Genomic DNA, 18,346 nt, shown 5'->3' with positions numbered 1-18,346 from the left:
CTCTTCAGATTACCACAATTTCAAATTATCAATTATCTTCCGTGCATGAATCAAACGACTGCTGCTCCTTCTAAGATAATCCGTCAGGTTATCGTTGCATCCTCGGTAGGCACCATGATCGAATGGTACGATTTCTACATCTTCGGGATGCTTGCCAAAACGATCAGCACACAATTCTTTCCGGAGGGCAATGCTACAGCCGCCCTGCTCAGCACGCTGGCCATCTTTGCTGCCGGTTTCATCATCCGTCCTTTCGGCGCATTGGTCTTTGGTCGTCTCGGCGATATGATCGGCCGCAAATACACGTTCCTGCTCACCCTCATCCTTATGGGAGGTTCTACCTTCCTTATTGGTCTTGTACCTAATTATAAAAGTATTGGTATGGCAGCGCCCTTATTGGTACTGGCACTAAGACTGGTACAAGGGTTGGCGTTGGGAGGCGAATACGGAGGAGCAGCCACTTACGTAGCAGAATATTCACCGGCCAATAAACGCGGCTATTACACTAGTTGGATACAAACCACTGCCACCCTCGGCCTCTTCGTAGCACTGGGCGTTATCATGCTGGTAAAACTCAATATGACCGATGATCAGTTCAACGCACCCTGGGGCGGCTGGCGCTATCCCTTCTGGGTTTCCATTCTGCTGGTGATCGTTTCCATCTACATACGGATGAAGATGGAAGAGTCGCCCATCTTCAGCAAACTGAAAAAAGAAGGCAAAACATCTTCCAACCCGCTCAAAGAAAGCTTCCGCAACAAAGCCAACTTCAAAATGGTATTACTGGCTTTGTTTGGCGCCGTAATGGGGCAGGGCGTGATCTGGTACACCGGCCAGTTCTATGCACAGAGCTTCCTCGAAACGAAATGTGGACTGGAGTTTGAACAAAGCCGCACCATCATGCTATGGGCTATTGCCTTTGCCACTCCTTTCTTCCTGCTTTTTGGATGGCTCAGTGATCGCATCGGCAGAAAATGGATCATGCTCACCGGCATGCTGCTGGGCGTTGTCTTATACTACTTCATCTTCACAGCCTTCCTGAAGGACACCGATATCAGTGAATGGAAACAGGACAATCCTACTATGATAAAGCAGGATCGCAAAGTGTCGGTATATGGAACAGGTTCCATTGTGCAGGTATCCTCACACTTTCAAACACAGGACGGCTCAAAATTTACCCAGGTAGAAACTGACACGCTAAGCCAGGCAAGCAGTGGTACTGGAGGCCCGCGGAGCTACAGCTCAGCCTCAGCGAAACCTGTATACACGAACAAACACGTAAATAACACCACTTACATTAAGTTCATTTTCCTGGTGTGGATAATGGTCGTCCTGGTGACCATGGTATATGGACCTATCGCCGCTTTCCTGGTAGAAATGTTCCCTACCAAGATCAGGTACACATCTATGAGCCTTCCTTACCATATTGGTAATGGCGTATTTGGCGGACTGGTTCCCTTCATTGGATTGCTATTGACAACCAGCTTTCCTCAATACCCGTTGGTGGGCCTTTGTTATCCCATTGGCATTGCTGCCCTCTGCTTTATCATTGGCAGCATTTACCTGAATAATAAGATCGACAAAGACGTAACAGATTAAAACGCATTCTATATGAGCCAATTGAAGAAAATATTAGGAGTTGTATGGTTTTTACTCGGTCCGGCAGTCATTTATTTCCTGCTCCAGGGTGCCATCACCCATATTGACCCGGCCGGGAAAAAGGATATCAACAATCCGGTTATTTGGGTGATTATCATAACCATATTCACCCCCATTGCCATTGGCCTTATGATCTTTGGCTATTACGCCCTGAAAGGAGAATATGGACACCTGCCGGAGAATTCGGAAGAAGTGTAAACCATACATAAATAACTATTTAATTAGTGCGCAATTCCACCCCTTTATTGGCCGTCAAACCGGGTGATAACACACTGAACTTGATCAGGATAAAAAGAACTGTCTTCCCGGCGTCATCAAATTGTTAAAAAAAACCAAACGTCCTAACAATTCCGGGGTTCGGGAGTTATATTTGCGTACGTCCAGTCAATTGATAATGAAGCAGGCAAGCAAGAAATACCAGGCATTTTGGCTCCGGAAGACCATCCCGGCTGTCGCCATGATGCTGCTATTGCTGCTGCTCACCAGCATGAACTTCTTTGTTTATGCTTCTCCCGACTCAAAAGAAAAGACAAACTGGACAGCCTCCAACGAAGAAGAATCACCGGAAACGAACAATCCCTGCTCACCCACGGGTCCCGATGAAAAAGCTCCTAACAAACCGGTTTCAGTAAACGAAGAATATATTCACGAAGGTCCTGAGATGGATCATCCTTCCGGAATAGAATCTATACTGGCGCATAAAATGCATGCAGCAGAGAAGCTGCAGATCGTTCATTTCGAACTGCAAACACCGCCTCCCAAAGCATAAGCTTTCCCCCTTTGTTTTTTTTGACATTTCCAACATTCTTATTAATCTCTTAACCCCTTTCTGGTAACAGGAAAAGGTATCAGTTGTCGATGCAATTGGCAATAAGAATCGCGCACTTATGCGGTTTTTATTTACCAATTGGGCATTACAACTCGTATCTCATTCTCTCAAAAACTTATTGGTTATGGTGAAAAAGCCTACAAGCTATTTACGTTCTCTCGGTTCCGATCTGCCATCTTCAGTTGTGGTATTCCTGGTAGCGCTGCCTTTGTGTTTGGGCATCGCGATAGGATCAGGTGCACCTCCATTCTCCGGTCTGATAGCCGGTATTGTGGGCGGTATCGTGATTGGCGCATTAAGTGGCTCCCAGTTGAGCGTAAGTGGTCCGGCCGCCGGCCTTACAACCATCGTACTGGCAGCGATTACCAAGCTGCAGGTATACGAGGCTTTTCTGTTGGCAGTAGTACTGGCTGGCCTTATCCAGATCGCTCTCGGATTCCTGAAAGCCGGTATCCTGGGTGATTACATTCCCGGCGCCGCTATTAAAGGTATGTTGGCCGCTATCGGAGTTATCCTCATCCTCAAACAAATACCTCACCTCGTAGGTGATGAGGGCGACTTTGAAGGCGATGAAGCATTCCAGCAGCCAGATGGTAAGAATACCTTTACACAGGTGTTCTACGCCTTTAAGAACATCATGCCGGTAGCATTGGGCATTGGCCTGCTCTCCTTGGGTATTATGATCGTTTGGGAAAAGATATCCAAGAAGTCAAAGGTGCTGCAGCTCATTCCTTCTGCCATGATCGTGGTGGTAACGAGCGTGCTGATCAACGAGTGGCTTAAAACCAACAAGCCCGATCTCGCACTGGGTGCAGCGCACCTCGTAAGCATTCCCAAGGCCAGCACACCTAAAGAATTCTTATCGTTCTTCACCCATCCCGATTTCAGTCACCTGGGCAATATCGCTGTATGGACCAGCGCCTTCACCATAGCCATCATCGCCAGTTTGGAAACCCTGCTCAACATCGAAGCATCGGATGAGCTGGACCCCTACAAACGGGTTACACCAACCAACCGTGAGTTGAAAGCACAGGGTATGGGTAACCTGGTATCAGGGTTGATCGGTGGTTTGCCGCTTACTTCTGTAGTAGTGCGCACCTCTGCCAACATCAACTCGGGAGCCAAAACCAAAGTATCTGCTATCACCCACGGCGTATTGCTGTTGGCCTGCGTGGCATTGATACCAGGTTTATTGAGCCTCATCCCATTCTCTGCATTGGCAGCCGTATTGATCTTCACCGGTTACAAACTGACCAAACCCTCACTGTACAAGAAGTTTTACAAAAAAGGCTTCGACCAGTTCCTGCCATTTGTGATCACTGTTATTGCTATCCTCGTTACCGACCTGCTGGTAGGTATCCTGATCGGTAGCTGTATCGGATTGATCTTCGTATTGCGCAGCAACTTCAAGTCGGCCGTATTTGTAGTCAACGATGAGAACAGATACCTTTTCCGTCTGCGGAAAGATGTTTCCTTCCTGAATAAGCCAATCGTTAAGAGAAAGTTGGAAGAAGTACCGGAAAATTCTTATGTACTGATCGATGCTGCCAGGGCCGATTTTATCGACAAGGATGTAATTGAAGTAATAGAAGACTTCCAGAAGCATGCTCCGTTGAAGAATATTACTGTGGAGCTAAAAAAAAGTGTGTATAAGGAACAGGGATTTGCCAATGCAACCCCTAAAGAACTTGTTTTATCTAAAAACTAATTACCATGAACTCGTTTGAAAAATTACTCCTTCAAAATAAAGCGTGGGCGCTTGAAACCCAGTCAGAAGATCCCGGTTATTTTGACCGTTTGTCCAAAGGACAGTCACCGGAATTCCTGTGGATAGGCTGCAGCGATAGCCGTGTACCAGCCAACCAGATCACCGGCACCAACCCCGGCGACATTTTCGTGCACCGCAACATTGCCAACCTCGTAGTGGAAGACGACATCAACATGCTAAGCGTGTTGGAGTACGCCGTGATACACCTTAAAGTAAAGCACGTGATCGTTTGTGGTCACTATGGCTGCGGTGGCGTGAAGGCAGCGCTGAGCAGCGACAGCTACGGACTGCTGGACAAATGGCTCATCAACATCAAAGCTGTTTACCAGGAAAACAGGGAAGTGATCGACAGCATTGGCGACCAGGATGCGAGGGCCAACCTGCTCACAGAATTCAGTGTACGTCAACAGGTGATCAACCTGTCTAAGACGGATACTATTCGCCGGGCATGGGAAAAAGGCGCCCGCCCGCATATCCATGGTTGGGTATATGGTTTGAAAGATGGCCTGCTGAAAACAGTATACGACATTGCACCGCCGATCAAAGAGCCGGCGTATGCTATACTATAGTTTATAGTTTGGTACCCATGTAAAAGTGTAAAGAGCAGAGCCCGGTTGGTTTTTCCAATCGGGCTCTTTTGTTTTATGGTTTCCCCGCTCCCGGATACTTACTCGTCACCAGCAATTCATACTCATCCCGTGCTTTCAGTTTTTTGATCAATTGGTGTAGTTCTGCCGAGTCATTGCTATCATCATATACCTGGTCGTGGGCCAGGATCACCAGGTGTTCCGGTATCTTCGTTTTGTTGGTGGCAAACAGGCTGTCGATCTGCGCCAGCAACTCATCCGACTTATTCTTCAGCGAAAAGCTTTTATGATCGTAATGCCATTCAAGGTCCCAGCCAATGATCACAAAGCCCGCCTGCTGTAAGGAATCCGCCGCCGCTGCGCTCCTCTTTAAATCAGTAAAGCTCAGTGTATCCACCCGCCAGATGTTGCGCCCGGGTGTTCGACTGATGGTATTGTTCAGCTCCAAGCTGTCGTGGCAGCGCTGAAAATCTTTCACTACCGAATCCGGTCGCTCATAGAATTTGTTGTAACGGTTGTTCCACGCATGGGTGTGACTGTGATTACACAGTTCGATGGAACTATCTACGCGCAGGCTGTCCCAGGTAGCGCGTTGTGAAGTGCTGGCGAATACGTGCTCGCCAATGAGAAAGAAAGTAACAGGAACCTGTTCCTGTTGCACAATGCCTAATACTTTACGCGTGCCTTTATTGGGCCCGTCGTCGAACGTAAGATAGATCTTCTTCTTTTTCTTCTTACGTGGCGGTGGCGCTTCCTGCTTAACCACCTGAACCGTGTTTTTGGAAGGTAATGCAATGTTGTTGGCGTCGCTTTTGCGGGTTGTTTTGGCACAGGCCATCAGCACCAGCAAAAGAAAGAGCGGGCGGTAGCTTGCAAAGGTGGTGGGACCACCTTCGTCATTGTTGGTTTCCATACTTGTTTAGGGGAAATTTTATGACTATGAAATTATAATAACAGATACCCCTAATGCAAATACTTTTGGTTAAAGATTGTTTAAATGCGTGAGAGAAAAGCGGTCTACCAACTTTTCCGGGTCATCAATTAATTATACTAAATTTACTGGTACAACATTTTCCAATGACCCGAAAAGAAGAGGTACTGCAGGAAGTGGTGATCAAGTTTGCCGGCGACTCCGGCGACGGTATGCAGTTAACTGGCAGCCAGTTTACCAACAACACTGCATTGTTGGGCATCGACCTGGCTACCTTCCCGGATTTCCCCGCCGAGATCCGTGCTCCGCAAGGCACCCTGCCCGGGGTGAGCGGTTACCAGCTCCGTTTTTCCAGCGACCGCATATTTACTCCTGGCGATGAGTGTGATGTACTGGTGGCTATGAATGCCGCCGCACTCAAGACCAACCTAAAGGCATTGAAGAAGGGCGGAAAGATCATCGCCAATACGGATGGTTTCGATACCAAGAATCTGCGCCTTGCCAATTATCCCGATGGCATCAATCCACTGGAAGATGGCAGCCTTGGCAATTATGAGGTCACTAAGATGGATGTGACCAAGATGACGCGGGAAGCGCTGAAGGATATTGCCATGGGCACCAAGGAGAAAGACCGCGCCAAGAACATGTTTGTATTGGGTTTTCTGTACTGGATGTACAACCGTGATATGGAAAGTACCATCCAGTTCTTCAAAGATAAATTCGGTAAGAAGCCGGATATACTGGAAAGTAATATTCGCGTGCTGCAAGCGGGTTATAATTTCGGCGACACTACTGAAACGTTCACTACCCGCTTCCGCGTCGAGAAAGCGAAGATGGAGCCGGGCGTATACCGTTCTATCATGGGCAACCAGGCTTTGGCCTATGGACTGATTGCCGCTTCCCAAAAAAGCGGCCTGCCGCTTTACCTCGGCTCTTATCCCATTACACCCGCATCGGATATCCTGCACGAGCTAAGCAAGTATAAAGTCTTTGGCGTAAAGACCTTTCAGGCAGAAGATGAGATCGCTGCTATTACTTCCGCTATCGGCGCTTCGTATGGTGGCAGCCTGGGCGTCACTACTACCTCCGGCCCCGGTATGGCGCTCAAAGCAGAAGCGATGGGCCTTGCGGTCATGATGGAAATACCGTTGCTGATCTGCGATATTCAGCGCGGTGGTCCTTCTACCGGCCTACCCACCAAAACAGAACAGAGTGATCTCTTGCAAGCGTATTACGGGCGTAACGGTGAATGTCCTATGCCCATCGTATCAGCATCCACCCCCAGCGATTGTTTTGCAGCCGTGTATGAGGCTGTGCGGATAGCTATACAACACATGACCCCCGTGATCTTCCTCAGCGATGGGTATATAGCCAACGGTGCAGAGCCCTGGCGCTTTCCCCAAAGCAATGACCTGCCCCCGATCGAAGTGAAGTTCAAAACAGACCTGGGGCATCATGAAAGCACCTTCCAGCCTTACCTCCGCGACGAAAAGCTGGTGCGCCCCTGGGCCATTCCCGGCACACCCGGACTCGAGCACCGTGTTGGCGGATTGGAAAAGCAAAACATTACTGGTAATGTAAACTATGAACCAGAGAACCACCAGCTGATGGTGAAGATCAGGCAGGAGAAAGTAGATAAGATCGCCGATCATATTCCCGAACAAAAGCTGGACAGTGGTCCCGACAGTGGCAAACTGCTGGTATTGGGCTGGGGTAGTACTTATGGTGCTATCAAAAGCGCCGTAGCTGAGTTACAGGCTGAAGGCCATGCTGTAAGCCATGCCCACCTGCGCTATGTTCGTCCTTTCCCTAAAAACCTCGGTGATATGCTTAAGCGCTTCGACCAGGTATTGATCCCAGAGATCAACAATGGCCAGCTCATCAAGATCATCCGCGACTTATATTTTATAGATGCCAAAGGCTACAACAAGATCATGGGTGTGCCCATCACCAAAACGGAACTGGTGATGAAGCTGCGTGAAATACTGGGAACCATTAATTAGTTGGCTGTTGTAGTCTTGTCCGACAGGAAGAACGCAATGCCAAATGCGATGATGGCTATGATCAATCCAAACATGAAGATATTGTAGCTGATGCGCAGGAATTTGTATTTGCGCGCCAGTACCACGCCGAGGAAGTAAATATCCTTGATCATGCTACTGTTCAGGTATTCGCTGTCTTTCATCATTTCCTTCATCGCCCAGTCGTATTCATGGAGCGACATATTGTAAAAGTTACCGAAGAACAGCAGGTTTACTTTCTTATTCTTAATGTCTTCTTCTGTGAAAGTGCCCTTGGTAATATTGGGCCGGGTAGCCAGGATGGCGTATACCACAGCACTCAGGCACACCACCAGCAGGATGATAGTGGGGGCAATGAACTCGGGGTAGAATTGCAGCTTGCCCAGTAGTACCGATACCATGATGGACATGACGATCGTGTTTACCGAGATCATGATATTGGCCTTGCTGTCAGCCATCTGGCTCAGGTTCACATGGTTTTCGGACATGATGCGGAACATGGTCGCAATGCCCCGCTCTGTGCGGCTGATCTTCGCTTTATTCTCTTTGGCATTCTCCTTGGCCTCTGCTTTTGTATCCACCTGACCAATAGGATCCTCCTTTTTAAGCGCCAATACTTTAGGAGCCGGGGCCGGAGTTTCCTCCTGTTGGTCGCCGTCTTTGTTCTTATCCAGCAACTCCTGTAAATGCTGTTGTTTTACCGGCTGCAGGTTCTTCCGGGCATAGTCGGTGAAATACCGGTGCTGCTGCAGGAAGACGATATTCTTTTCACGCCATTCTTTTTTGCTCAGCTTCTTATCGAACAGGGCATTCAACTCTTTGCGAAGCTGTTTGTTCTTTTCTTCGAAGGCATCTGTACCGAGGTGAAACAGGTCGGCATCGCAGAGTATCTGCTCGGTGAGGTTCACCGGGCACTGGGGCCACTGGGTGGCCATGATGCAGTTGCCTACCTTTTCAATGGTGGCAGCATCCACCTCGTGCTGTTGCAGGAAATCGGTGGCTACTTCTTTGCTTATTTTTTCATGGGAGCGAGCAGAGCCACTGGAGTAACCTGTGTCATGGAACCAGGCAGCGATGAGTACCACCTGCCGGTCGTCGGCCGGTATTTGGTAATAGTCGGCCAGGAAGGTAGCCGCTTTGACTACATCCTTCGTATGGTCAATATTGTGAAACAGGAATGCCGGGCTGATACGGGTGGCAAAAAAGTGGGTCACAAAACGCTCTGTTTCCTGCAATAGTGCTTGACTGTCCATTGACATACATGGGTTACTTTAACAGGTCTAAATTAAGCAATAAAAGATTGTATATTTAGAAGAATTAATTGTCAACTTTGCGGCATTAATTGCATCAACGATATGAAGTTCAGGTACGTTACCGGTTTGTTGTACATATTCATGTTTTCCTGTCTCACCGGCTGTAGCCGGCAGGGTAAGTCTTTTGTGCCTGACATTCCAGGCTACTCTGCCACCAACCACCAGTTGATCATACTCGACAAGGAGTTGCTGGAAATATCGGGCATGTACTATTTACCTGATTCAAGGCTTGCAGCTATCAACGATGAAGACGGCAAGGTATTCCTGATCAACAGTGCTAATGGTGATTACACCGTTACCAAGTTTGGCAAAAAGCGGGACTATGAGGATGTAGTGGCAGTGGGTGATTATTATTATGTATTGGAAAGTAATGGCAATATCCATCGTGTGCCCGTAGCCATGGCTAATACGGAAGAGGAGTTCGAGTTTCCCCGGGACAAGAAGATCGAGTTTGAAAGCCTGTATTATGATCCTTCCCTGCAAAAGCTGGTACTCGTTTCCAAGGAGCAGCGGGAAACCAAAAAAGGGGTGATCACGTACACGTTCTCGATGGACAGCCTGCAGTTTTCCGACGATATTTTATACGAGATACGCCGTAAGGAGATTCATTTGCACATGAAGGACAACAATGCCGAGTTCAAACCTTCCGCGGCTGCTATTCACCCAATCCTTAAGAAGCTTTTTATTGTAGCTTCAGTAGGCAAGGCAATGCTGCAATGCACGCTGGACGGAAAGATTGAGGCTACCTGGCAGCTGAATCCTGATCAATTCCCTCAACCGGAGGGGATCGCTTTTGCGCCTAATGGCGATATGTTCATCTCCAATGAGGGGGTAAACGGGAAAGCTACTATATTACGATTTCCTTATACGCCGGGTGCACCGGCAAAGTAGCACTGCTACTGGTTTACACGTTGCGACGCCATCACTGAAGATTAAATAGCTAATAAAAAATCAACGGCAGGTCAAACTTGACGCAGCTTATTTTCACATAATTAAGACCTTCACTCTGTGAATATCCGTAACGAAGCATACAACAAAGCATTTGGCGCCAACCTTAAAAGATTGAGAACCGCCAAGAAACTTTCCCGCGAGGCACTGGCAGCTCAGGCAGGCATTGAACCCAAGCAAGTGTACAGGATCGAGGTAGGGGAAAGCAGCCCCACTATTGCTACAGTGGTTACCATCGCTACCGCCATGGGCATGCACCCCAAGAAAATGTTCGACTTTGACTTCGACTTTAAAGCTGGCGGTCTCCAGTAACTAAACAAAGGGAAATAAAAAATCCCGGCTATGGGTATAGCCGGGATGGAATGTTATGCTGATCCATTAATTGGTGAGGCTGGCTGACTTCTTATCGCCTTTCTTAGGCTCATCCAGTGTTTCTTCTTCCAGATTAATCGCTACGCGCAATCCTTTCAGACCACTCACGCCTTGCAGCTCTTCGAGGTCAAACTTCTGGATCTCTCCTTTCAGCAATCCCTGGTTTTGCAGGAACTCGATGTATTCCATGTATTCCTGTGCTTCCTGTGGCTGTGAATATACGATGGCAATCGTGCCGGGCTGGGTAAGCCTTTCGTTCGAATCTTTCACATGTACTTTGTCGATCCGCTTTTTGATGATCTCATATCGAATGTTGTAAGCGCCATCCACATCGAACTTGCGTTCTGCTGTGCGGAAGCTGATGGAGATCGGGTGGCTGTGCGCCAGTATCAACTGACTTGTTTGCAGCCGCAACGGCAGTTCCTTTTCCAGTTGATGGGTAAGACGTGCTGCTTTGGCCAGTGTGCTCAGTTGCCAAATCTTCAGGTTCTTCAGGTAAAAGAAGTCGAACTTCTTATCCGGGCTGATGGACTGTCCGATGTAAATATTGAAATCCACCCCATCGGTCACAAACCGTTCGAAGTAATGGGGGAATATTTTCTGTGCTGCTTCCTGCTCTTTGTCGATGAACCGCGCTACTGCTGTATTAATAGTAGTAATGCTGTCTTCGTATTCCTTCCGGTGGTGATACACCATTTCAACGGGCGAGTTGATCGCGTTGAAATACTTGTTGATCTCCTTGTTCAGGTTGGGCAATATGCTTTGCAGGTGTTTGAAGAGGTTGATCAACTCCACTTTCAGGAATTGCATGATGGCAATCTCTTCATCGGCAAACAATATATTGGATACCGAGTGGGTGTATTTCTGCAGCTTGAAGGAGGTTTCATCCAATAACGGGAAAGGATGTTCCTTACGCGCCAAAGCAATAATATCTCTTGCCAGGTTCAACTGTTCCAACAGATCGAGCTGGATGGCATTGTTACGCTCCACTGATGAGTTCCTGATATCGATGGCCCCGTACATCGGGTACACGTTCTGGAACACGATCGGTTCTATTTTCACCTGCTCTCCCTTACTCTTGCGGGTCAGGTAGCGCAGGGCTTCTTCTGTAAATCTCCACTCTACAGCGTCCTGTACGGCAGTGAACTGGTCTTTGATCACGCGGTCTACCTGGTGGTCCAGGTTTTCCTGGCTCTTTTCCATGGCCAGTTTAAACAGCGGGATGGCTGGTTCTATTTTAGCAATGTGCGCGCCGCTAAAGGTGCCTGGCGTTTCGCTAACCACCAGTAGCACTCCCAGCATATCGTGGTTGTCGGCAAACAAGGGTGCGATGATCGCGCTCTTGTACCCAAACTCGGCCAGCATCGTGATGAAGGGGTAACGGATCACCATTTCATCATTGATGTGGGGTATAAGCAGCGCTTGTTCTGTACTCTTGAAGGCTTTCACCACCGCCTGATATATATATTGTAGCTGTTCAGGCGTGGGATCTTTCTTATTGGGCAGGTTTGAGCTGGTATAAATCTCTGAAAGCACCAGGTGATTGTTTACCCGGAAGAATGGCTTGATGGCGGTACTGATACCTGGCAAGCCAATCAGGTTCTGTACCTGCTCCTGTAGTTCACGGAACACGTTGGAATCGGAGAATGTATGCAGATCAAGCAGGTGATTACGGATACTGTTCAATACTTCACGCTCTGTTACATCGCGTAACCGCAGCAACACCATGCCTTCAAACTCAAACAGTGACAGGGGTAATACGTCCATCAGTGACGACAGTGGCATTACGTCTGTTACTTCGTGGTTATGTGCATTGCAATCGATGTTGAGCTTGGGCAGATCGCCTTTTGTTTTTACATCGATAAAGCGGGAATCCAACTCCAGTTCCATGTAGCTCTCCAGACCAGTCGCTTCATCTTTATAGTTATATACCGTGGTTATAACGTCATTATTAATATTGGCGTTGAAGAACCGGTTCAGGATCATCTGGTAAGCTCCTTCCAGTTTTTCCTGGATTATCTTTTCGTCGGTAGCGCAATCAGGTGCTTCGATATGGGTGCCGTCGGCGCTCATAAAATCCTGTTGCATCTTGGCAGAAGCATGGAACATTCTGTACTGGAATGGCACTGCCGCTCCATACAGATCATCTTTTTCTGAAAACGTAACAGGAAACACTGTAGCCATCAACTGATCGATCAGTACGCGGTGTTTATCAAGTAGTTCAAGATCGTGGATAGGTTGCAGTAATTCGGGGTGCTGGTACACTCTGTCGAGGAGTTCCTTATACCACTGTCCAATGCCCTTCCGTCCCTCTTTGACCGTTTTCTCCAGGGCCCTGATCAGCGGAACAAACGACAGGGCTGAGGTGATAGTGAAATTATATGTAGAATTTCTTTCCATTTAAATGCTTTTGTTTTTCTGGCTTATACTTGTTTCTATTCAGGTAGACGGTTCAAAGGGTAGGATATTTTGCAAAAGTATTTCTTTTTCTATGGCTGGCTTATCCCCGGTAGTGGGGTATTTTAATCGTGAATTAATAACATAGGTAGACAGGTAAAAGTTGCAAGTTGTTGCTTCTTTACAGGTATCACGTTGTATATCAGTACCGGGTAGGTGTTACCAGCCCACACAACAATAAGATAATCAATCGCTTTTCTATTTGGCGGCTTTAGCTACGTTCTTTTGGTAATACTTGCAGGCGGGTGTCAATCCGCATTGGTCGCATTTGGGGTTGCGGGCCACACAAACGTACCTACCATGGAGGATAAGCCAGTGGTGGGCAATGTAAACCAGGTCTTTAGGGATAAACTGCAGGAGTTGTTTTTCGGTAGCCAGCGGGGTTTTGGCTGCTACGGTGAGGCCAATGCGTGCCGACACACGGAATACGTGGGTGTCAACAGCCATATTGGGTTGCTGATCAACCACTGAGGTGATCACATTGGCTGTTTTACGGCCTACGCCGGGCAGCTGCACCAGCTCTTCTACAGTGAGGGGTATCACGCCATTGAACTTCTCGATCAGCATGTTGGCCATGCCGATGAGGTGCTTCGTTTTGTTATTGGGATAAGATATGCTCCTGATCAGCGGAAAGAGTTCGTCAAAAGTGGCTTTAGACAAGCTGGCCGCATCCGGGTATCTGTGAAAGATAGCCGGCGTGGTCATGTTGACCCTTTTGTCGGTACACTGTGCTGAAAGGATAACCGCCACCAGTAGCTGGTAGGGATTGTCGTACAGTAACTCCGTCTCCGCGTTGGGGGCGTGTTGCTGGAAATAATTGATAACGAAGCTGAATCGTTCTTTTCTCGTCATTCTTATAAAAGGAATGACGGCGAAATTACGGGAAGAGAATCAGGCAATCAATAAAAGCTGGGAGTGTTTTACTCTACAGATTCCGTGGCTGATTCGCGGGCGTAGTTCAAAATATTAAGAATAACCTGTGGCCGGGGTGATTCAACAATCCGGTCAAGGCTTTCCCTGGAGGCTTTTAATACTTCCAATTTCTCGCGAAGTGTCCAATCGTCCTGTAATGCGGCTTCTATTGCTGCGGTCTTTTCGGGAGAGGTTTCTTGATACAAATACTGTATGAGCTCCTCTGGTGTAAAGAGAATAGTCATAGGCAAAACCATTTATGTCCTTATAAAATTTCCGAAAGAGTCAATTTCGGAGTCCGTCCGTGTTATAAACGCTGGTTGGGTTTGTCTTATTGTATAGGATATGGAAATTGGAGGAGGAGTTGCGTAAATCTGGTTCAAGGTAGAAAAAATAATTCAAATATACCAACAACCTAATGCCCGGATCGGTTCACAAGGCAGTGCGTCTGGTGCTCCTGATCAGTGGCAAAACAAACTTCCAAGGCATGCAATAGCATGTCTTTCAATTCATTGCAAAACAATCAAATTAGAGGGGAACGATCTTTTACTGCTTTTCGGGGAGTGCGGGCATGATGAAGAGGTCTTCATTGTCGCGTTTCATCCAATACTTTTCCCGGGCATATTTCTCGAGCGTGGCGGGGTCTGACTTGAGCTGTTCCAGTTCTTGTTTTGTGTTCTCGATCTGGCCCAGGAAGTAGTCGCGACTTTTTTCCAGCTTGTGGAGTTCGTTCTTATGCTTAAAGTGGGTGGTAATGATATCCTGGTCATCAAAGAAGCAAATCCATACACCAAATACCAGGGCGGTGAGCAGGTACTTATTCTTAAGCCAGGCGGGTATGTGTTGTAGTAGCTTCACTGAGTTGTTACAGGTTTCAAGTTGCAGGTTACAGAGTACAGCAGACCGGGTGTATTGCCCTTGTAACTGTACTCTGTAACTTGTAACACTATTCTTTATCTACCAAATTTAATCTTTCCTTTAGGATAAACAGCGTTTCCAGCCAGTAATTCTTCGATACGGAGCAACTGGTTGTACTTGGCCATCCGGTCGCTACGGCTTGCAGAACCAGTCTTGATCTGTCCGCAATTGAGGGCAACTGCCAAATCAGCGATGGTAGTATCTTCTGTTTCACCGCTGCGGTGGCTCATGATGGTATTGTAACCACTGTTCTGTGCCAGTTGTACTGCGTTGATGGTTTCTGTTACTGTTCCAATCTGGTTTACCTTGATCAGGATGCTGTTGGCAATTCCTTTGTCGATGCCTTCCTGTAAACGTTTTACGTTGGTAACAAACAGGTCATCGCCTACGAGCTGGCATTTGCCGCCGATCGCAGTAGTAAGGTTTTTCCAACCAGTCCAGTCGTCTTCTGCCATACCATCTTCAATAGAAACGATGGGGTATTTCTTCGCCCAATCGGCCCAGAAGGCTACCATTTCATCGCTGCTGATGGATTTGCCTGAGCTCTTGTGGAATTTATAGCTGTTTGTTTTTTCGTCGAACATTTCTGTAGTAGCAGCGTCCATAGCGATACCAATTTGCTCACCGGCTTTGTAGCCTGCGAGTGTGATGGCTTCGAGTACGGTTTCGATGGCTTCTTCGTTGCTCTTGATATCAGGAGCAAAACCACCTTCGTCTCCTACGTTGGTGCTGTATCCTTTTTTCTTCAATACTGTTTTCAGGTTATGGAAGATCTCAACACCCCAGCGAAGGCCTTCGCTGAAAGAGGGTGCGCCAATGGGAACAACCATAAATTCCTGGAAGTCGATCTTGTTATCAGCGTGCATACCTCCGTTGAGGATGTTCATCAAAGGCATGGGAAGTACAGTAGCGTTAACGCCACCGAGGTAGCGGAACAAGGGCAGGTTGCTTTCCTGTGCAGCTGCATGAGCTACTGCCATAGATACTGCGAGGGTAGCGTTAGCACCCAGCTTGGCTTTATTTTCAGTGCCGTCGATCTTGATCAGCTCGGCATCGATATGAGCTTGTTGTACTACTTCTTCTCCGATCAGTTTATCGGCGATGATATCGTTTACATTTTTTACGGCTTGCAATACGCCTTTTCCTACATATACTTTCTTATCGCCATCGCGCAGTTCTACGGCTTCGTGTTTTCCGGTAGAAGCGCCACTGGGTACTGCAGCACGGCCTATAATACCATTTTCGGTAACTACATCTACTTCAACTGTAGGATTACCGCGACTATCTAATATTTGTCTTGCATGGATGTCGGCAATGTAACTCATGATTCTTTGTTTGTGTGTATTTGCTGTTGTTTTTAATTCGCCTGGCAAACGCTCGTTAGCAAAAACGCAGGTTCTCTGCGGGGTTTGCGGCCCGGCAAAGAAACGAAGTTTATATTAATTTATTGATCTCAGGTTTTAGCTAACCCGATTTTCGAGGTCGCTCAGTACAGCGAGCCATTCAGCGGGTTCATTGCCTTCCTCCTGCCAAATATCACGGAGTCCTGAATTGTTCCTGACCCGCTCAATTACTTTTGTAATGGTAGCTTTATCGTATGAGGATAATGATCCTGTACCGGTTTTCTGCAACCAGTCTTCAGCATCTTCCGGAAAATCTTCAGATTGTTTCCCTTTGGCAGCAGCGACGTATTCAATGGCAGCCAGTGCTGCAACGCTGTCATCCGCATTCAGGAATTCTTCTTCAGGATAGTTGGCTACTACCTTGATGGCTTCTTCAATTCTTTCAATTCCACGTTCTCCTACTTCTTCTATAAAATCTAATGCATTGTCATTTTCAAAGTTTCTATGTCCCCAGGTCCCCATTGTTGTTATTATTATTGTTATTGTTTGTTAATGCTCTGAACACTTCTTCGAGGCTTTGACCGCCTGATTGAAGTGACACGATATTTAGGTTTTGTTGCAAGGCCAGTTCCAATAGTTGCCGTTTGGCATCCTGTGCATCGGTGCAGGTCAGTTCCCATTCATGGGTGCTTATTTTATTGACGCTGCGTACGCTGCTCAGTCTTTCGAGCCAGGCGGCTTCGAGTGGTTCGCGGAAGGAAACTTTCAGCACTTCATTGCCTGCAGTTTGTGTGCGCAGGTTGCTCAGTGTATCATCGGCCACCAGTTTGCCACGATTGATGATGACCACCCGGTCGCAAATGGCTTCTACTTCCTGTAATATATGTGATGAAAAGAGTACTGTTTTGTGTTGGCCCAGCTTCTTGATCACTTCCCGGATCTCTACGATCTGGTTGGGATCGAGGCCTGTAGTAGGCTCATCGAGGATGAGTACTTCAGGATCGTGTATCAAGGCTGCAGCTAACCCAACACGTTGTTTGTATCCTTTTGACAGTTGGCCTACACGCTTCTTGCTTTCGAGGGTAAGGCCCACTGTTTCTATAGCTTCTTCTATTTTTTTCTTCTTGTCGCTTACGCCGTGCACATCGGCTACAAAATCGAGGTATTCCCGCACGTACATATCATAGTAGAGAGGGTTGGCTTCGGGCAGGTAGCCGATCTTCTTTTTGCTTTCGAGGGGTTGTTTTTGTACGTCAATACCGCAAACGACCGTTGAGCCCTGATCGGGCTGCAGGTAGCCGGTAATGATCTTCATCGTAGTGGACTTACCGGCTCCATTAGGACCGAGAAATCCTACGATCTCGCCCTTTCCGACTTTGAAGGTGATATTATCTACAGCTTTTTGTTCACCATATAACCTGGTAAGCTGGGTTACTTCAATTGACATGCGGCAAACCTACAAAAAGCAATTTTAAGATTTTAAAATTTCAGGGGGCTAATTGGCTTTTAACCTTTAGTTGTTGCGCCCCTGCTCCGACAACGCTGGCCGACCGAAAAAAGTATCAGAGATCGTCATATTGATACACAGGGTCGAGTTCGGAGCCGGGCGACATGTCCAGCAGGGGCTTGATAATGCCGTCGCTCAACCGGTATACCCACCCGTGCAAATCGGGGCGATTGCCTTCTTTCCAGGCTCGTTGTATGATGGAGGTTTTGGCGAGGTTCTTTAGTTGTTCTATTACGTTGAGCTCTACCAGTCTGTCTACACGCGGCTCTTCTTCTTTAATGTTATCCAGTTCCTGCCGATGCAGGCGGTATACGTCTTTGATGTTTCTCAACCACATGTTCAGGACTAATTTAAGGTCGTGGTTGGTGGTGGCTGCTTTGACGCCGCCGCATCCGTAGTGGCCGCATACGATCACTGCTTTTACTTTCAGGTGGTTCACGGCATAATCGAGTACGCTGAGCAGGTTCACATCTGTATTGACTACCAGGTTGGCCACATTGCGGTGTACGAATAGTTCGCCCGGCAATGTCCCTGTAATCTGATTGGCAGGTACGCGACTGTCGCTGCAACCGATCCACAGGAATTCGGGTGTTTGTATTTTCTCCAGCCGGCTAAAGAACTCAGGGTCTTCGTCTACTCTTTCGGCCGCCCAGGCTTTGTTCTCCAGTAACAGGCGCTCAGCAAGTTTCATAGTAATGATTTTAGGTTATGAAATTAACATAAAAACCAGGCCCGGGGCCTGGTTTTATTATCTCTTTTTCTGATTCGTGTGGACACGAAC

At 47.6% G+C, this 18,346-nt stretch carries 18 protein-coding genes; 8 read left to right on the top strand and 10 right to left on the bottom strand.

Features of this window, described 5'->3' with window-relative positions; genetic code table 11:
* Positions 1 to 45: 45 nt before the first annotated feature.
* From AC5JBY_RS06215 to AC5JBY_RS06195, 5 genes are all read left to right on the top strand, one after another.
* Positions 46 to 1,599 carry an MFS transporter gene (locus AC5JBY_RS06215; RefSeq protein WP_495903699.1) on the top strand — a complete coding sequence of 518 codons (1,554 nt, stop codon included), beginning with the start codon at positions 46 to 48 and terminating at the stop codon, positions 1,597 to 1,599.
* A 12-nt stretch (positions 1,600 to 1,611) separates the two neighbouring features.
* Complete coding sequence (locus AC5JBY_RS06210; protein WP_495903698.1) at positions 1,612 to 1,857, top strand: DUF6814 family protein; 246 nt, start codon at positions 1,612 to 1,614, stop codon at positions 1,855 to 1,857.
* A gap of 196 nt (positions 1,858 to 2,053) precedes the next feature.
* Entirely contained in the window at positions 2,054 to 2,428 is a 375-nt protein-coding gene (locus AC5JBY_RS06205) for a hypothetical protein (protein ID WP_495903697.1), read from the top strand.
* Positions 2,429 to 2,612: 184 nt separating this feature from the next.
* Positions 2,613 to 4,196 carry a SulP family inorganic anion transporter gene (locus tag AC5JBY_RS06200; protein ID WP_495903696.1) on the top strand — a complete coding sequence of 528 codons (1,584 nt, stop codon included), beginning with the start codon at positions 2,613 to 2,615 and terminating at the stop codon, positions 4,194 to 4,196.
* 5 nt (positions 4,197 to 4,201) lie between these two features.
* A complete protein-coding gene (locus AC5JBY_RS06195; RefSeq protein ID WP_495903695.1) occupies positions 4,202 to 4,825 on the top strand; it encodes a carbonic anhydrase in 624 nt (207 codons plus the stop codon).
* Positions 4,826 to 4,898: 73 nt separating this feature from the next.
* Here AC5JBY_RS06195 and AC5JBY_RS06190 read toward each other — a convergent pair whose 3' ends face one another.
* The gene (locus AC5JBY_RS06190) at positions 4,899 to 5,756 is read right to left on the bottom strand and encodes a polysaccharide deacetylase family protein (protein ID WP_495903694.1); all 858 of its coding nucleotides are present in this window, start codon (positions 5,754 to 5,756) and stop codon (positions 4,899 to 4,901) included.
* A 164-nt stretch (positions 5,757 to 5,920) separates the two neighbouring features.
* Between AC5JBY_RS06190 and AC5JBY_RS06185 the strand changes: the two genes are divergently transcribed.
* Entirely contained in the window at positions 5,921 to 7,777 is a 1,857-nt protein-coding gene (locus AC5JBY_RS06185; RefSeq protein ID WP_495903693.1) for a 2-oxoacid:acceptor oxidoreductase subunit alpha, read from the top strand.
* Here the strand turns inward: AC5JBY_RS06185 and AC5JBY_RS06180 are convergent.
* The gene (locus AC5JBY_RS06180; protein ID WP_495903692.1) at positions 7,774 to 9,048 is read right to left on the bottom strand and encodes a Pycsar system effector family protein; all 1,275 of its coding nucleotides are present in this window, start codon (positions 9,046 to 9,048) and stop codon (positions 7,774 to 7,776) included. The genes AC5JBY_RS06185 and AC5JBY_RS06180 overlap by 4 nt on opposite strands.
* Positions 9,049 to 9,150: 102 nt before the next feature.
* On the opposite strand from AC5JBY_RS06180, the gene AC5JBY_RS06175 reads away from it, so the two are divergent.
* Both AC5JBY_RS06175 and AC5JBY_RS06170 read left to right on the top strand, forming a co-directional pair.
* Positions 9,151 to 9,999: a hypothetical protein gene (locus AC5JBY_RS06175; protein ID WP_495903691.1), complete on the top strand. Its 849-nt coding sequence runs from the start codon at positions 9,151 to 9,153 to the stop codon at positions 9,997 to 9,999.
* 117 nt (positions 10,000 to 10,116) lie between these two features.
* The gene (locus AC5JBY_RS06170; RefSeq protein WP_495903690.1) at positions 10,117 to 10,368 is read left to right on the top strand and encodes a helix-turn-helix domain-containing protein; all 252 of its coding nucleotides are present in this window, start codon (positions 10,117 to 10,119) and stop codon (positions 10,366 to 10,368) included.
* Between the two features lie 66 nt (positions 10,369 to 10,434).
* Here AC5JBY_RS06170 and AC5JBY_RS06165 read toward each other — a convergent pair whose 3' ends face one another.
* From AC5JBY_RS06165 to AC5JBY_RS06130, 8 genes are all read right to left on the bottom strand, one after another.
* Positions 10,435 to 12,828: a hypothetical protein gene (locus AC5JBY_RS06165; protein ID WP_495903689.1), complete on the bottom strand. Its 2,394-nt coding sequence runs from the start codon at positions 12,826 to 12,828 to the stop codon at positions 10,435 to 10,437.
* 255 nt (positions 12,829 to 13,083) lie between these two features.
* Positions 13,084 to 13,737, bottom strand: a complete 654-nt coding sequence (nth, locus tag AC5JBY_RS06160; RefSeq protein ID WP_495903688.1) for an endonuclease III — start codon at positions 13,735 to 13,737, stop codon at positions 13,084 to 13,086.
* A gap of 68 nt (positions 13,738 to 13,805) precedes the next feature.
* Entirely contained in the window at positions 13,806 to 14,042 is a 237-nt protein-coding gene (locus AC5JBY_RS06155; RefSeq protein WP_495903687.1) for an anti-sigma factor, read from the bottom strand.
* A gap of 301 nt (positions 14,043 to 14,343) precedes the next feature.
* Positions 14,344 to 14,655, bottom strand: coding sequence for an FtsB family cell division protein (locus AC5JBY_RS06150; protein WP_495903686.1), 312 nt, complete (start codon positions 14,653 to 14,655; stop codon positions 14,344 to 14,346).
* A 95-nt stretch (positions 14,656 to 14,750) separates the two neighbouring features.
* Entirely contained in the window at positions 14,751 to 16,040 is a 1,290-nt protein-coding gene (gene eno / locus AC5JBY_RS06145) for a phosphopyruvate hydratase (protein ID WP_495903685.1), read from the bottom strand.
* Positions 16,041 to 16,175: 135 nt separating this feature from the next.
* Entirely contained in the window at positions 16,176 to 16,580 is a 405-nt protein-coding gene (locus tag AC5JBY_RS06140; RefSeq protein WP_495903684.1) for a DUF4259 domain-containing protein, read from the bottom strand.
* Entirely contained in the window at positions 16,561 to 17,505 is a 945-nt protein-coding gene (gene gldA, locus AC5JBY_RS06135) for a gliding motility-associated ABC transporter ATP-binding subunit GldA (RefSeq protein WP_495903683.1), read from the bottom strand. The genes AC5JBY_RS06140 and gldA overlap by 20 nt, the downstream gene beginning before the upstream one ends.
* 115 nt (positions 17,506 to 17,620) lie before the next feature.
* Complete coding sequence (locus tag AC5JBY_RS06130; protein WP_495903682.1) at positions 17,621 to 18,256, bottom strand: carbonic anhydrase; 636 nt, start codon at positions 18,254 to 18,256, stop codon at positions 17,621 to 17,623.
* Positions 18,257 to 18,346 lie beyond the last annotated feature (90 nt).

The organism is Paraflavitalea sp., from assembly GCF_059502485.1.
Note: the sequence above shows the minus strand (reverse complement) of the source record. Positions and strands in the feature narration are given on the sequence as shown.

What these genes read in the sequence shown, in the direction of transcription:
- AC5JBY_RS06190 (WP_495903694.1), bottom strand. Translation starts at nt 5,756, where the DNA reads ATGGAAACCAACAATGACGAAGGTGGTCCCACCACCTTTGCAAGCTAC.
- gldA (WP_495903683.1), bottom strand. Translation starts at nt 17,505, where the DNA reads ATGTCAATTGAAGTAACCCAGCTTACCAGGTTATATGGTGAACAAAAA.
- nth (WP_495903688.1), bottom strand. Translation starts at nt 13,737, where the DNA reads ATGACGAGAAAAGAACGATTCAGCTTCGTTATCAATTATTTCCAGCAA.
- AC5JBY_RS06180 (WP_495903692.1), bottom strand. Translation starts at nt 9,048, where the DNA reads ATGGACAGTCAAGCACTATTGCAGGAAACAGAGCGTTTTGTGACCCAC.
- eno (WP_495903685.1), bottom strand. Translation starts at nt 16,040, where the DNA reads ATGAGTTACATTGCCGACATCCATGCAAGACAAATATTAGATAGTCGC.
- AC5JBY_RS06140 (WP_495903684.1), bottom strand. Translation starts at nt 16,580, where the DNA reads ATGGGGACCTGGGGACATAGAAACTTTGAAAATGACAATGCATTAGAT.
- AC5JBY_RS06210 (WP_495903698.1), top strand. Translation starts at nt 1,612, where the DNA reads ATGAGCCAATTGAAGAAAATATTAGGAGTTGTATGGTTTTTACTCGGT.
- AC5JBY_RS06175 (WP_495903691.1), top strand. Translation starts at nt 9,151, where the DNA reads ATGAAGTTCAGGTACGTTACCGGTTTGTTGTACATATTCATGTTTTCC.
- AC5JBY_RS06165 (WP_495903689.1), bottom strand. Translation starts at nt 12,828, where the DNA reads ATGGAAAGAAATTCTACATATAATTTCACTATCACCTCAGCCCTGTCG.
- AC5JBY_RS06185 (WP_495903693.1), top strand. Translation starts at nt 5,921, where the DNA reads ATGACCCGAAAAGAAGAGGTACTGCAGGAAGTGGTGATCAAGTTTGCC.
- AC5JBY_RS06195 (WP_495903695.1), top strand. Translation starts at nt 4,202, where the DNA reads ATGAACTCGTTTGAAAAATTACTCCTTCAAAATAAAGCGTGGGCGCTT.
- AC5JBY_RS06155 (WP_495903687.1), bottom strand. Translation starts at nt 14,042, where the DNA reads ATGACTATTCTCTTTACACCAGAGGAGCTCATACAGTATTTGTATCAA.
- AC5JBY_RS06205 (WP_495903697.1), top strand. Translation starts at nt 2,054, where the DNA reads ATGAAGCAGGCAAGCAAGAAATACCAGGCATTTTGGCTCCGGAAGACC.
- AC5JBY_RS06215 (WP_495903699.1), top strand. Translation starts at nt 46, where the DNA reads ATGAATCAAACGACTGCTGCTCCTTCTAAGATAATCCGTCAGGTTATC.
- AC5JBY_RS06200 (WP_495903696.1), top strand. Translation starts at nt 2,613, where the DNA reads ATGGTGAAAAAGCCTACAAGCTATTTACGTTCTCTCGGTTCCGATCTG.
- AC5JBY_RS06130 (WP_495903682.1), bottom strand. Translation starts at nt 18,256, where the DNA reads ATGAAACTTGCTGAGCGCCTGTTACTGGAGAACAAAGCCTGGGCGGCC.